The sequence below is a fragment of the Allobosea sp. Root483D1 genome, assembly GCF_001429505.1.
Classification (GTDB): Bacteria; Pseudomonadota; Alphaproteobacteria; order Rhizobiales; family Beijerinckiaceae; genus Allobosea.
The window spans coordinates 368,720-382,554 of sequence record NZ_LMJW01000011.1; the positions used below are offsets into that span (position 1 = coordinate 368,720).

Genomic DNA, 13,835 nt, shown 5'->3' on the forward strand with positions numbered 1-13,835 from the left:
TGTTTACCGTAATGTCGCCAAATAGAACTGGCTGATCCATTCGGGTGTGTGCGAGCGATGAGTTCGCCTGCGCCGGGCTGGACCGGCGAAGCCCGGAATGGCAGGGACGGCCACCCGGTACGAGGGACGACGAGGCGAGCGAATCGGCTTCCGGCCAAACGGGGCGGGTGGCGTAGGCTCGGTGCAACATCACGGACGAAGCAAGGCGCCATGACGAAGATTCTCCTGGCCGAAGACGACAATGACATGCGCCGCTTCCTGGTGAAGGCGCTGCAGAATGCGGGCTATGACGTCGCCTCGTTCGACAACGGGCTATCGGCCTATAACCGGCTGCGCGAGGAGCCGTTCGAGCTGTTGCTGACCGACATCGTCATGCCCGAAATGGACGGCATCGAGCTGGCGCGCCGCGCCACCGAGCTCGATCCCGACATCAAGGTGATGTTCATCACCGGTTTTGCGGCGGTGGCGCTCAACCCGGATTCGCAGACGCCGAAGGACGCCAAGGTGCTGTCGAAGCCCTTCCATCTGCGCGAGCTGGTCAACGAGGTCGAGAAGCTGCTGGCGGCCTGACGGCTTGGTATCGGCTTCTTGCACAGAAGCCGACGAAGCGCCTTGCAAGGCGCGCAAGCCTCCGCTATAGCCCCTCCACCTCGCAGCGATGCCGCCCTCGGGCCGGTGTCGTTCCGGATGCCTTCGGGCAAAACGGGCGCGTAGCTCAGCGGGAGAGCACTACGTTGACATCGTAGGGGTCACAGGTTCGATCCCTGTCGCGCCCACCATTTTCTCCTTGAATCCAAGGACAGACGGCCGCCCCACCGGGCGGCCGTTTTGCTTATGCGCGCCAGGCCATGCTGGGCCGAAGTGCTGGAGGGTGCTATCGATCGTCATCGTGCCGGCGCCGCGATGCGACCCGATTCGCGGCGCAGCCTTCGGGCTGGAGTGCTTCGGAGAATTGGACATGCGCTGGACAGGTCTCGCCGCACTCGGCCTCGCCCTTGCCCTCGGCGGCTGCATGACTGCAGCCGAGCAGCGCAGCGCCGATGAAGCGCGCTGCGGCTCCTATGGCTTTCGCAAGGGGGCTGAGAGCTTCGCCAACTGCCTGATGGAGGTCGATCTCGACCGCTCGGCCTCGCGGCGGGCACGGCTGGAGACATCCGGCTTCTACGGGCCTTATTGGGGGCCGTGGCCTTATCGCCGCTGGTGAAGCCTATTCGGCGTCGGCCTGACGGTCCGGCGCAGCATTGCGGAAGGCCGGGAGCTCGATCGCCGCCGCCTCAGCCTGCAACAGGCGCGGGAATTTGGTGACGTCGACCTTGAAGCGCCTGGCATTGCCGAGCTGCGGCACGAGGCAGATATCGGCGAGACTTGGCCTGTCGCCGAAGCAGAACGGACCGGGATTGTTCGCTGCGAGCTGCTCGCAGGCGGTGAGCCCGTCGACATTGACGTTCGCCGCCCAGGCCAACGCCGCCGCCCCGTCATGGCCGAGTTCGCGCAGCTGGTTCAGCACCTTGAGGTTCTGCACAGGGTGAGTGTCGCAGGCGATCGCCTGGGCGAAGGCTCGGACCTTGGCTCGCACGACCGGATCCTTCGGCAGCAATGCGGGTTCGGGATGCGTCTCCTCGAGCCATTCGATGATGGCGAGCGACTGGGTCAGCACCGTGCCGTCGTCCAGCTCCAGCGTCGGCACCAGCCCCTGCGGGTTGAGCGCGAGATAGGCGGGATCGCGCTGCTCGCCATGGCGCAGATGATGCGAGACGTGCTCGACGTCGAGGCCCTTGAGATTGAGCGCGATACGCACGCGCCAGGCAGCCGAACTGCGGAAATAGCCGTGCAGCTTCATCGTGCCGCCTCCTTACGAGGCCGGCTCAAGCTGGCCGGCTTAGAAGGTATAGCCGAGGCGGGCGCCGAAATTCGAGGGGCCACGCGGATTGCCGGCATTGGCGAGCGGATTGTCGGAGCAGCCGGTCGTGCTGAAATGCTCCAGCGTTGCGATCAGGCTCCAGCGGTCGCTGAGGCGGAAGCCGAGCGCGGCGGCGCCGCGCGCGCCGGTGTTGCAGCCGACGTTCAGACGGTTCTCGGGAACGACGAAGCCCGTCTTGCCGTTGTTGACGGCGGCGCCCAGGCTGGCCTCGAGGAAGATCGACTGCGAGACGTCGAAGGTCCAGGTCGCGCCGGCATAGGCGTATTGGGTGCCGTTGGCGTTGAGGCTGGAGCCGAGATGGAAGCGCGGCACGAAGGCGTTGACGAGGCGGTCGTCCAGCGTGGCGACGCGCGGCGTCAGAATCTCGCCGCCGAAGTTCAGAAGACCGCTCTCGCGTCCGCCGGGATTGGCGGCGCCGAGGCCGAGGCGCGCTTCCCAGGCGGGTGCTGGCGCCTCCGTCGCCGGAGCATAGCCGAGCGCGCGGGTGCCGCTGCGGTCGCCCTGCGCCAGTGCGGGCGCAGACAGGACCGAGAGGGCAACGAACAGCGACGCGACGCGAACCATGGCGGGTGAGTTGGGCTTTCAGCGAAACTTTTAAGGATCAGAAAGGCGCAGAGAGTGGTGGCCGCAATGTGACGATGCCGTCCTTGCCCACCGCGGAACGATCAGCCGGCGCGCCACCAGAGCACGCCGAGGATCACCAGGATCGCGACGAATTGCAGCACAACGCGCAGTCGCATCAGTTTCTGCGAGGTGTTGGCGCTGCCGCCGCGCAGCATGTTGACCAGGCCGAGCAGCAGCACGACGGCGACGGCGCCGATGGCGATCGGAACGATGGCGGAGGAGACGTTCATCGCCGTGCTTTAATCCTCGCTGTGGCGCTTGACCAGCACAGCCGTGGCGGCGAAGCGCCACAGCTTTGGGAAAGCGGCCCGAGAATCTCTTGCAGCCCTCATCCTGAGAGCCGCGGAGCTGCGTCTCGAAGGATGCTTCAGGAGGCTCCGGAACCCGCTGGAGCATCCTTCGAGACGCGATCTGCGATCGCTCCTCAGGATGAGGCTGAAATTGCTAATCAGCTTTCAACGATAGCGCCGCTGCACGATCAGATTGGCGGCGATGGTGAGGAGCAGCGTCGCCGTCATCAGGATGAAGGAGATCGCGCCGCCGAAGGGCCAGTTGTTCTGCTGGGCGAACTGGCCGTAGACCAGCGGGCCCATGGTCTGGAATTTCGGGCCGCCGAGCAGGACCGGCGTGGCATAGGCGTTCATCGCCAGAATGAAGGTCAGGATCGTCCCGGCGAGGATCCCGGGCATGGCGAGCGGCCAGAGCACGCGGCGGAACATCGCCACCGGGCCGGCGCCGAGGCTGAAGGCGGCCTCCTCGACATTGCGGTTGATGCCCTCGATCACGCTCTGCAGCGTCAACACCATGAAGGGCAGGTTGACCGCGATGATGCCGATGATCACCGCGGTCTCGGTGAACATGATCTCGAGCGGCTGGTCGATCAGGCCGAGGCCCACCAGCGAGGCGTTGAGCGCGCCCTTGCTGCCGAAGGCGGTCATCCAGCCGGCGGCGCGCACGGCGTTGCCGACGAAGAGCGGCAGCACCACCAGCATGATCAGAAGGTTCTTGAAACGGCTTTCGGTGCGCGCCAGCACATAGGCGAGCGGGAAGCCCATGATCAGGCAGACGATGGTGCAGATCACCGCGACGCGGACCGTGCGCCAGAGCACGTTGAGATAGAAGCCGTCGGTGAAGAACTTGACGTAGTTCTCGATCGTCAACCCGTCGACCATGAACTGGCCGGGGATGAACTGGTTGAGCGAATAGCGAAACAGGATCGCAATCGGGCCAATCAGCCCGATCGCGACAAAGATCGTCGCCGGGACGACGAGCATCCCGGCAAGACTGGTGCGGGCACCCGCGACGGGTTCGGGGGCGATGCTCACCCCTTGAACACCTTGTCCCACCACTCCTTCATCGCGGAATCGTTCTTGGCGAGGAAGGCGTAGTCGAGATCCTTGATGCGCTTCTCCTCGTCGGGCGTGAAGCCGATGCGCTTTTGCAGGTCGGGCGCGACGGCGAGGCCGGAAACCGTGCCGTTGTAGCCCATGTCGACCGCAAAGGCCTCCTGCGGCTCCTTGGCGAGCATGGCGTTCATATAGGCGTAGGCGTTTTCCTTGTTGGGCGCGTTCTTGGCGATGACGAAGCCGGAGACATAGGCCGGGATGCCCTCGACCGGCGAGACCGCCTCGCAGGGGATGCCGGCGTTCTGCCATTGCACCACGCGCGCCTTCCAGATCGCGCTGATGCCGACTTCCTCGTTCTTCATCGCCTGGGCGAAGGCCTCGTTGGTCGGGTAGACGCGCGCGCCGGCCTTCTTGACCGCGAGCAGGACCTCCTTGGCCTTGTCGATGTCATTCATGCTGGCGCCGTTGGTGGCGGCCATCGAGGCGGCGATCATGATCGCCTGGTACTGGATGTCGATGAAGCCGATCTTGTTGCCCCATTTCGGATCGAGCCAGTCCTTGAAGCCGGTCGGGGCCGGGCTGATCAGCTTGGGATTGTAGATGACGACATTGCCGGAATAGATGTGCCCGATGCCGTACGGGTACTTCATCGTCGGCAAGAGGTTCTTGGCGTTCGGGATCTTCGAGTAGTCGAGCGTCTCCGTGGCGCCGGCCTCGTTCATCTCGAACATGTTGGCCGCCGAGAAGCCCTGGATATCGACGGTGCCGCGCGGCAGGCGGCGTTCGGCCACCATCTTGGCGCGGCGCGGCGCATCGCCGGCCTGGTCCTGCAGCACCTCGAGCCCCTTGGGCTTCAGCAGCGGGTCCTCGATGTTCTTGGTCAGCAGGCGGGCATAGTCGCCGCCCCAGGTGCCGACCACGACCTTGCCGCCTGATTGCGCCTGCACGGCGCTACCGAGGGCAGGAAGCAGGGCAACCGCGCCGGCTGCCTTCAGAAGGTCGCGTCTGTCGATCTTTTTCATGTTCGTTCCCCTGTTGGACGCCCGTCGAGATTTTGGGGCATGACGTGGTCCGAAAACCGGAATCCAGTTTTCGGCGTCATGCCTTGGCCTCGCGCGGATAGACGAGCCCGGCGTCTTCGGCCCAGCCTATCGTGATCATGTCGCCCGGCTTCGGCTCGGCCGCGCCGGGGCGGTTGGGCACCTGCAGCAGGATGCGATCCTGCTCGGTCAGCCGGACGTCGATGTCGAGCAGCGCGCCGAGATAGGAGACGTGCTCGACCCGGGCCCGGAAGCGGTTGGCGCAAGCTTCCGCTTCCGCGCCGATGGCGAGACGCTCGGGCCGGAGCGCCAGCGTCGCCGGGCCGGCGGCATCAGCCTTGCAACGGATGTCGAGGCCGCCGCCGCTACGGAAGTGCCCGGCTTCCGCCATCGCACCGTCGAGGAAGGCGCTGCGACCGATGAAGCCGGCGACGAAGCGGTCGGCCGGCTTCTCGTAGAGCTCGCGCTGGGTGCCGATCTGGCGGACCTTGCCCTTCTCCATCACCACCAGCCGGTCGGCCATGGTGAGAGCCTCCTCCTGGTCGTGCGTGACCATGATCGTGGTCAGGCCGAGCTTGCGCTGCAGGTCGCGGATCTCGACGCGGACCTCCTGGCGCAATTTGGCGTCGAGATTGGAGAGCGGTTCGTCGAGCAGCAGGACATCCGGCTCCACGGCGAGTGCGCGAGCAAGCGCGACGCGCTGCTGCTGGCCGCCGGAAAGCTGGCGCGGATAGCGTTCGTCGAGGCCGGTCAGGCGGACGAGACGCAAGGCTTCGGTGACGCGACTGCCGCGATCGGCCGGCGCGATCTTGCGCATCTCCAGGCCGAAAGCGACGTTCTCGGCGACGGTCATATGCGGGAAGAGTGCATAGGACTGGAAGACCAGGCCGCAATTGCGCTTCCACGGCGGCAGGGTGGTGACGTCACGTTCGCCGATGGTGATCTTGCCCGCAGTCGGCTGGATGAAACCGGCGACCATGCGCAAGGTCGTGGTCTTGCCGCAGCCGGATGGGCCGAGCAGGACAAGGAACTCGCCCTCGGCGATGTCGATGCTGCAATCGTCGACGGCGGTGAACTCGCCATAGACCTTGCGCAGATGCTCGATCGACAATCTGGCCATCAGACCACCCGGCTCAGCTTGACGTAACGGTCGGTGATGATCATCGCCGCTCCGATCAGGACGATCTGGATGACCGAGGCGGCCGCCACCGTCGGATCGATCTTCCATTCGAGGTATTGCAGGATCGCGATCGGCAGCGTCGTCCGGCCGGGTCCGACCAGGAACAGGCTCATCTCGAGATTGCCGAAGGAGGTGACGAAGCCGAACAGCGAGCCGGCGACGAGGCCTGGCCTGATGCTCGGCAGGGTGACGCGGCGAAAGGTCGTCCAGGGCCCGGCGCCGAGATTCTGCGCCGCTTCCTCGATGGTACGGTCGAAGCCGGCGAGGCTCGCGGTGACCAGCTTCACCACCCAGGGGATGACGACGAGGCTATGGGCGGCGACGAGGCCGCCGAGCGAACCCAGGACCGGCAGGCCTGTGTTGATCTCGGTCTCGATCTGGAAGACGTAGAGCGAGGTGCCGAGCACGATGCCGGGCATCACCAGCGGCAGCAGCAACAGCGTGTTGATCGCCGGTCCGAGCGCGATGCGATGGCGCATCAGGGCAAGGCTGGCCGGCACGCCGAGCGCGAGCCCGATCAGGGTCGCGAGCACGCCGACCTGCAGGCTGAGGATGAAGCCGTCGACGAAGGGCTTGTTGTTCGCCGCCGCCTGGAACCACTTCAGTGAATAGCCTTCCGGCGGGAAGGAGGGGATCTCCTGGCGGAAGAAGGCGAGCCAGACGACGAAGAACAGCGGCATCAGGATGAAACCGAGCGAGAGCGTGGCGGCGCCGTTCAGCGCGAGACGTCCCAGGCTGGGTCGCGCGACGCTCAAATTGCTGCCCTCTTCATCACCAGATACTCGCTCTCAGTGGAGCGTATTCTTGTGGAACGCGCCACCCTTCATGATCAGCGGCAGCTTCGCGCCCTGATCCTGGAACAGCTCCAGGCTTTTCAGCGGATCGCCGTCGATCAGGATGATATCGGCGTAAGCCCCTGCACGCAGCGTGCCGAGCTTGCCTTCCATGCGCAACAGCTGCGCGCCGATCGTGGTCGCCGAGCGGATGATCTCAATAGCCGAGAGCACCTCGCGGCGCAGCAGGAACTCGCGCGACTGGTCGACCTGGAGCTGGCCGAGCAGGTCCGAGCCATAGGCGACCGGCACGCCGGCACGCTTGCAGATCTCCAGCGACTTCAGGCCGCCATCGATGACGAGGTCGTTCTTGGCGAGCATATCGGCGTTCATGCCGAATTCGGCGGCGCGCTCCCGCATCGCGTAATAGGCGACGAGGTTGGCGGTCAGGAACATGTTGTTCTCAGCCATCAGCTTGGCGGAGGCTTCGTCGATCAGGTTGCCGTGCTCGATGGCGCGCACGCCGCATTGCGCGGCGCGGGTGATCGCTTCGGGCGTATAGGCGTGGGCGCAGACATAGCGGCCGAAGGCCTTGGCCTCGGTGACGGCTGCGGTGACCTCCTCGACCGTGAACTGCATGGAATCGAGCGGGTCGTAAGGCGAGGCGACGCCGCCGGACATCATGATCTTGATGTGGTCGGCGCCAAGCCGCATCTGCTCGCGCGTCGACTTGATAACGGAGGAGACGCCATCGGAGATGTTCATCGTGAAGGCCATGGCATTGCAGCAATGGCAGCGCGCCCCGAAGTCGGTGCGCCGGCGCGGATCGCTATGGCCGCCGGTCGGGCCGATCGCGGCGCCGGCGATGAACAGGCGCGGACCGGCGATATCGCCCTTCTCGACCGCTTCCTTGATGCCCCAGTCGGCGCCGCCTGTGTCGCGCACCGAAGTGAAGCCGCGGTCGATCATGCCCTTCATCAGGCGGGCGGCGCGGGCGGTGGCCAGCGTCAGCGGCACCTTTTCCAGCAGGGGGATCGAGACTTCCGACAGCATGACGTGGACATGGCTGTCGATCAGGCCGGGCATCAGCGTGCGCCCGCCGCAATCGATCACATCGGCTTTGTCGGCCTTGATCGGCTTGTCCGAGACTTCGCGGATCAGCTCGCCCTCGACGAGCAGCTCGTGGCCCTTGCGCAGCTCGCCGTGATCGGGCTCCAGCATCGCGAAATTGCGGAACAGGACCTGCGTCATGGCGGCGTCTCCGGCAAAGCTCCTGATATATTATGAGCTTCGCCGGCCCTGTCCATCGCGCCTTGCGCGCAATGGTGCGGCGGGGTCGCCTTATGCGATTGGAGCCTGTCCGCGCTTCTCCGAAACGCAGACAGGCTCCAATTCTCCATTCATCGCATTTTCTTCACGCGAACCGGTATCCACTTCGCTCGAAAATGCTCTAGCCGGCGGCCGCGTTCTGCGCCAACGCCCGGCCGCGGACCGGGAGCGAGAGGTCGCTGGCGAGGGCGCGGTTGATCGCCGGCAGGCCGTCGAGCAGGTCCGGCAGGAAGGCCTGCGATGGCGGCATGCGCTTGGGCAGCGCGTGCAGGGCCTTCGCCATCTGCATCGGATCGCGCACGCTCGCGCCGGTCTGGGTCGGGTCGAGCAACACGTCGATCAGGCGCAGGTTGTCGGCGCGCTCGGCCCGGATCGCCTGCTCCAGGCGCGGCCGGACGCGCGGCACGATCAGCGCCGGCTTGTCGAAGGAGAGGATCTCGCAGAAGGTGTTGTAGCCGCCCATGGCGACGACGCAGTGAGCGCGATTCATCAGGAGTTCGAGACGCGGCTCGAAGCCGATGCTCTCCAGTTTCGGCAGCTTCGCGATGCGCTCGGTGAATTCCTTGCGCTTCTCGCGCGACATGAACGGGCCGAAGACGATCAGCGACGGCAATTCGATGGTCGGATCGGCCTCATAGGCGGAAATCACCCAGTCGATTACGCCGGCGCCGTCGCCGCCGCCGCCGGGCGTCACCAGGATGAACGGGCCCTTGGTGATGCGCGGATGCCGGTTCGGCGGCATCGGCGAAGGCACGGCGCGCTTGAGATAGCCGGTATAGCGGATCTTGTCGGCGAAGAGATGCTGGTTCGGCAAGCCGTCGAGCGGCCGGTAGATGCTCTCCAGCCCGTAGACCCAGATGTCGTCGTAGACATTGGCGAGCACGTCGAGCGCGCCGCTCTGGCGCCACTCCTCATGCAGCTTGGCCGGCTCGTCGAGCACGTCGCGCAGGCCGAGCACGATACGGGCGCCGCGGCGGCGCAGGATCTCGAGCGAGGGGATCAGCTCGCCGCGCAGGCCGATCGGCTCCTTGTCGACGATGACGATGTCCGGATCGAAGGAGAGCACCGTCTGCTTGATCAGGTCGGTGCGCAGGCGGATCGTGTCGGCGAGCTCCAGGTTGAGATGATGCGGCAGATAGCGGCCATCGCTCTGCTTCTCGATGCCGGGAATGCGGACATAGTCGACGCCGTCGCCGAACTGGAAACTCGAGATCATCGACGAGCCGGAGACGATGATCACTGATATATGAGGGTAGCTCGCGACCAGCGAATTGGCGATCGCCCGGCAGCGGCGGATATGGCCGAGACCGAAGGTGTCGTGGCTATAGATCAGGACGCGCGGCGCATGCGGACTGCATGGCGGACGGCGCGCCCCGCTATCGTCGATCAGACTGAGGCCCATGCGTGCGTCGCGTCCTCTACTGGAAGGTCAGATGGCCTCCGGGGGACGCAAGAACGCACCCGAACTGGCCAAAACCATAGCGCTGCCGGCGCGTCAATCCAAGTCCATTGCCAAGTAGGTTGCCGCGCCGAAGAGCGCATCGGGACCGGAGAATGCGACGGCCGCGTGACCGGACAGCCGCGCCAGCAGATTCGTGAGGAAGCCCCAGGTCGTATTGTCATGATCGTGATGGTGCAGCAGCAGTCCAAAGGATTGGTTGGGTTCCGGGTCCAAGCGGCGAATGGCGAGCAATCGGACCATCTCGGCCAGGAGGTCGCCGGGCTGCCTGCCGACGCGACCGCTATGCCAGTCGATCAGGTCGAGGTCGGTGTTGACGAGGCGAGGGCCGCCGGCGGGACCAAGCGCGAAATTGCGGAAGCAGGACAGGCCGGCGAAGCCGAGTCCGGGCAGTTCTGCTGCGACATCTGGATGGATGCGGTTCCAGGGGGGCACGAAGACCGAGACGAGGCGGCTGCCGAACAGCTCGCGCAGGCGCTGTTGGCCGGCGGTGATCTCCGCGAGGATGTCCGGAAGCGGCCGGTGCAGGCCGAATTCGCTCTTCTTCTCGCCGGGCGGCGCATGGTTGCGATGCCAGGCGCCATGCTGGCAGGGCCGCAGCAGCGGTGCGGTCTCAAGGCGCTTGGCCAAGGTCTCCTGCGCCAGCAGCGGGATCGAAGCCAGCAGCACCGGAATCGCGAAGCGCTCGGAGAGCGCGGCGAGCCGATCGAGCTGCGTGCTCGGTACGGTCGCGTCGTCGTCGCGCAGCCAGAGATCGAGGCGCTTGCCGGCGGCAGCCCAGCGGCCGAGTTCAGCCAAGAGGGCGGACCAGGCGGCGTCCGTCAAGGTGTGATCTCCGCGGCCCTGCGGCTCTGCCGGGCGATGGCGGCATCCAGCGCCTTGGCGAGGATGACGCGGGCCTCTTCGCCATTGCGTTCCTCGCGGGCGAAGCTTCGGGCGGCTGCGCTCATGCGGGCGCGTAGCGCCGGATCGCCGATCAGCCGGGCGATCGTTGCAGCCAGCCCGGCATCGTCGCCATGGGGGGCGAGGAGAGCGGTGCGGTCGCGCGCCACCACGGCGGGCACGCCGCCGCTGTCCAACGCCGCGACGGGAAGTCCTGCGGCCTGCGCTTCGAGATAGACCACGCCATAGGCCTCGTTCAGGCCGGGCCAGACGAAGAGGTCGTGAGAGGCGAGCTCCGCGTGGATCTCTGCGCGCTCGCAGCGCCCGAGGAAGCGAACACGGCCGGGCGCGAAGTTGGCGAAGGCGGCCTCGATAGCTGCGCGTGCGACGCCGTCACCGATCAGGGTCAGCGTCCAGGGCAGGTCGCTGATGCGGGCGAGCGTGCGGGCGAGGAAGAGGTAGCAGTTGGCCTTGTTGCCTTGGCGCATCATCGCGACGGCGATCAGGCGCACCGGCTCGTCCCCCTCGCGAGGAGCGGCGGAATGCTCCGGGACTTCCTCGACACCGAGCAGGAAGGGCGGCAGGTCGATCAGGCGCTCCGGCTCAGGGATGAGCCGGCTTAGGCCCTCGCGGTCGCGGGCCGTCATGCACAGATGCAGGTCGGCGCGCAGGATCGCGGCGCGGGCGAGCGCCGCTGCCTCCGCCCAGGGTCCGTCGAAGCGCTTTTGCGCATCGCTGGCCTCGGCGACGAGATACGGCAGGTCGAAGTGCTCGGCCAGGATGGGGCCGATCAGGTCGGGCGCCCGGTAATGGCAGTGATAGCTGAAGACGAGGTCGGGTCGGGTCTCCGGCGCCTGCCAGCGTTCCGTCAGCGACGCGATCACGTCCTGTGCCGCATCCTTGTGAGCAGCGAGCAGCGTTGGGTCTGGCTCGCGCATGAAGCTGCGCTCGGCCGGGACGATCGCGACGGCGTGGCCGAGGCTTTCCAGCAGTGTCACCAGCTGGCGCGCCATCAGCCGGTCACCCGAGGGGGCGCCGTCGCCATAGCGGTTCAGCGGCGTGTGGAAGGCGATCTTCACGGCTGGTCTTGCGATGGGCGAGCGGGCTTCAGCGGTACGGATCGGCTGCATCGCGCAGGCCGTCGCCGAGGAAGTTGAAGGCGAGGATGATGACGATCACCGGGACGCAAGGGTAGAGCAGCCAGGGATAGAGCGCGACGACGTTGATGTTCTGCGCCTCGTTCAGCATCACGCCCCAGCTGGTGATCGGCGGCCTGAGGCCGAGGCCGAGGAAGGACAGCGCGGTTTCGCCGAGGATCGTCTTGGGGATGGTGATGGTCGCGGCGGCGATGAGATGGCTCATGAAGCCGGGCACGAGATGCAGGCCGATAATGCGGGCCGGCTTGGCGCCCATCAACTGGGCGGCGACGACATAGTCCTCCTCGCGCAGCGCCAGAAGCTTCGAGCGCACCGCGCGGGCCAACCCGGTCCAGTCCATCAGCCCGAGGATCACGGTGATGCCGAAATAGACCAGCAGGGGGCTCCAGGACGGCGGCATGATCGCGCCGAGCGCAAGCCAGAGCGGGATATGCGGCAGCGACTGCACGATCTCGATGACGCGCTGGACGATCAGGTCGACCTTGCCGCCATAATAGCCGGCGATGCCGCCGATGATGATGCCGAGCACGAAGGAGACGCTGACGCCGAGCAGGCCGATGGTCAGCGAGATCCGCCCGCCATAGAGGATGCGCGAGAACATGTCGCGGCCGAGCCGGTCGGTGCCGAGCAGATAGAGCGTGCCGCCCTCGGGCGGACAGAACAAGTGGAGATTGCCCGGGATGAGCCCCCAGAACTCGTAGCCGTCGCCGCGGCAGAAGAAGCGGATCTTCTGCGGCCTGGTGGTGTCCACGTCGTATTCGCGCTTCAGGTTCTCCATGTTGAGGCGCTGGACATAGGGATAGACGAAGGGGCCGATGAAGCTGCCTTCGTGGAAGAGACGCACTTCCTGGCGCGGGGCGCGGATGAAGTCGGTATTGCGCGTGGTGTAGTGATAGGGCGCCAGGAATTCGGCGAACGCGACCGACAGGTACATCAAGAGGATGACGACGCCGGAGATTACCGCGAGCTTGTGCTTGCGGAACTTCCACCACATCAGCTTCCACTGCGGGGCGAGATAGACCCGCTCCTGCTCGGGCGACATCTTCTCGACCGCATAGGGCTCGAACGGCGCGGTCGACCAGCGATGCGGCAGCGGTTCAGGGACCGGAGAGGGCGAAGGCATCGTCACTTGGTCGCCGTCCCCTGCAGGCGGATGCGCGGATCGAGGAGGGCGAGCGCGATGTCGGAGATCAGCACGCCGATCACCGTCAGGAATGACAGGAACATCAGGAACGAGCCGGCGAGATACATGTCCTGGCTCTGCAGCGCCCGGATCAGCAGCGGGCCGGTGGTCTGCAGCGAGAGCACGATCGCGACGATCTCGGCGCCGGAGACGATCGAGGGCAGGATGTCGCCGATATCCGAGATGAAGAAGTTGAGCGCCATGCGCAGCGGGTATTTGCGCAGCGCCTTGCCCGGCGGCAGGCCCTTGGCGCGGGCGGTGACGTAGTACTGCTTCTGCAACTCGTCGAGCAGGTTGGCGCGCAGCTTGCGGATCATGCCGGCGGTGCCGCCGGCGCCGATGATGATCACCGGAATCCAGAGGTGCTCCAGCACCGATCTGAACTTGGCCCAGCTCATCGGCTGGTTGAGATATTGCGGGTCGACCAGGCCGCCGATCGAGGTGCCGAACCAGATATTGGCGAAATAGAGGAAGATCAGCGCGAGCAGGAAATGCGGTATGGCGAGGCCGAGCATGCCGATGAAGGTGAGGCCGTAATCGCCCCAGCTGTACTGATGCGTCGCCGAGTAGATGCCGATCGGAAAGGCGACGATCCAGGTGAAGATGATGGTGAAGAAGGAGACGATCATCGTCAGGAGCAGGCGGTCACCGACGATATCGCGCACCGGAAGCTGATATTCGAAGGAATAGCCCATGTCGCCGCGCAGCAGGCCGGTGACCCACCAGAAATAGCGCTCGGCCGGCGGCTTGTCGAAGCCGTATTCCTTCTTCAGGAATTCGACGCGGCTCATGTCCGCCTTCTCGCCCTGGGCCTGCATCTCGGCGACCATGGTCTCGAAATAGTCGCCCTCGGGGAGATTGATGACGGTGAAGATCAGGACGCTGGTGACGAACAGCGTCGGTATCATCACCAGGATGCGCTTGAAGATGTACTTCAGCAG

General features: G+C 65.7%; 15 protein-coding genes and 1 tRNA gene. 3 read left to right on the forward strand and 13 right to left on the reverse strand.

The annotated features are described in order from the left end of the window. Nucleotides 1–210: 210 nt before the first annotated feature. The 3 genes from cpdR (at nucleotide 211) to ASE66_RS11580 (ending at nucleotide 1,204) form a co-directional block, all read left to right on the forward strand. The gene (gene cpdR, locus ASE66_RS11570) at nucleotides 211–570 is read left to right on the forward strand and encodes a cell cycle two-component system response regulator CpdR (protein ID WP_038363805.1); all 360 of its coding nucleotides are present in this window, start codon (nucleotides 211–213) and stop codon (nucleotides 568–570) included. 134 nt (nucleotides 571–704) lie between these two features. Beyond that, nucleotides 705–779 (forward strand) — tRNA-Val (locus ASE66_RS11575). 179 nt (nucleotides 780–958) lie between these two features. Next, nucleotides 959–1,204, forward strand: a complete 246-nt coding sequence (locus ASE66_RS11580; RefSeq protein WP_057189745.1) for a hypothetical protein — start codon at nucleotides 959–961, stop codon at nucleotides 1,202–1,204. A 3-nt stretch (nucleotides 1,205–1,207) separates the two neighbouring features. Here ASE66_RS11580 and maiA read toward each other — a convergent pair whose 3' ends face one another. From maiA to ASE66_RS11645, 13 genes are all read right to left on the reverse strand, one after another. After that, nucleotides 1,208–1,840: a maleylacetoacetate isomerase gene (gene maiA, locus ASE66_RS11585; RefSeq protein ID WP_057189746.1), complete on the reverse strand. Its 633-nt coding sequence runs from the start codon at nucleotides 1,838–1,840 to the stop codon at nucleotides 1,208–1,210. Nucleotides 1,841–1,879: 39 nt separating this feature from the next. Beyond that, on the reverse strand, nucleotides 1,880–2,485 hold the full coding sequence (locus ASE66_RS11590; RefSeq protein WP_057189747.1) for a hypothetical protein: 606 nt from the start codon (nucleotides 2,483–2,485) through the stop codon (nucleotides 1,880–1,882). Between the two features lie 101 nt (nucleotides 2,486–2,586). Next, complete coding sequence (locus ASE66_RS11595) at nucleotides 2,587–2,775, reverse strand: twin transmembrane helix small protein (RefSeq protein WP_057189748.1); 189 nt, start codon at nucleotides 2,773–2,775, stop codon at nucleotides 2,587–2,589. 225 nt (nucleotides 2,776–3,000) lie between these two features. Next, nucleotides 3,001–3,870 (reverse strand): ABC transporter permease, encoded by an 870-nt coding sequence (locus tag ASE66_RS11600; RefSeq protein ID WP_244494874.1) that lies wholly within the window; start codon nucleotides 3,868–3,870, stop codon nucleotides 3,001–3,003. Next, nucleotides 3,867–4,913: an ABC transporter substrate-binding protein gene (locus tag ASE66_RS11605; RefSeq protein ID WP_057189750.1), complete on the reverse strand. Its 1,047-nt coding sequence runs from the start codon at nucleotides 4,911–4,913 to the stop codon at nucleotides 3,867–3,869. Before ASE66_RS11605 ends, ASE66_RS11600 begins: the two co-directional genes overlap by 4 nt. Nucleotides 4,914–4,989: 76 nt before the next feature. Further along, a complete protein-coding gene (locus ASE66_RS11610) occupies nucleotides 4,990–6,051 on the reverse strand; it encodes an ABC transporter ATP-binding protein (protein WP_057189751.1) in 1,062 nt (353 codons plus the stop codon). Next, on the reverse strand, nucleotides 6,051–6,866 hold the full coding sequence (locus ASE66_RS11615; protein WP_244494875.1) for an ABC transporter permease: 816 nt from the start codon (nucleotides 6,864–6,866) through the stop codon (nucleotides 6,051–6,053). The genes ASE66_RS11610 and ASE66_RS11615 overlap by 1 nt, the downstream gene beginning before the upstream one ends. A 33-nt stretch (nucleotides 6,867–6,899) precedes the next feature. Next, a complete protein-coding gene (locus ASE66_RS11620; protein WP_057189752.1) occupies nucleotides 6,900–8,135 on the reverse strand; it encodes a metal-dependent hydrolase family protein in 1,236 nt (411 codons plus the stop codon). A 199-nt stretch (nucleotides 8,136–8,334) separates the two neighbouring features. After that, complete coding sequence (locus ASE66_RS11625; protein ID WP_057189753.1) at nucleotides 8,335–9,615, reverse strand: glycosyltransferase family protein; 1,281 nt, start codon at nucleotides 9,613–9,615, stop codon at nucleotides 8,335–8,337. Nucleotides 9,616–9,708: 93 nt separating this feature from the next. Next, a complete protein-coding gene (locus ASE66_RS11630; RefSeq protein WP_057189754.1) occupies nucleotides 9,709–10,497 on the reverse strand; it encodes a polysaccharide deacetylase family protein in 789 nt (262 codons plus the stop codon). Then, on the reverse strand, nucleotides 10,494–11,633 hold the full coding sequence (locus ASE66_RS11635; protein WP_057189755.1) for a glycosyltransferase family 4 protein: 1,140 nt from the start codon (nucleotides 11,631–11,633) through the stop codon (nucleotides 10,494–10,496). Before ASE66_RS11635 ends, ASE66_RS11630 begins: the two co-directional genes overlap by 4 nt. Before the next feature lie 28 nt (nucleotides 11,634–11,661). Next, nucleotides 11,662–12,834: an ABC transporter permease gene (locus tag ASE66_RS11640; protein ID WP_057189756.1), complete on the reverse strand. Its 1,173-nt coding sequence runs from the start codon at nucleotides 12,832–12,834 to the stop codon at nucleotides 11,662–11,664. Nucleotides 12,835–12,836: 2 nt separating this feature from the next. Further along, entirely contained in the window at nucleotides 12,837–13,835 is a 999-nt protein-coding gene (locus tag ASE66_RS11645) for an ABC transporter permease (RefSeq protein WP_057189923.1), read from the reverse strand.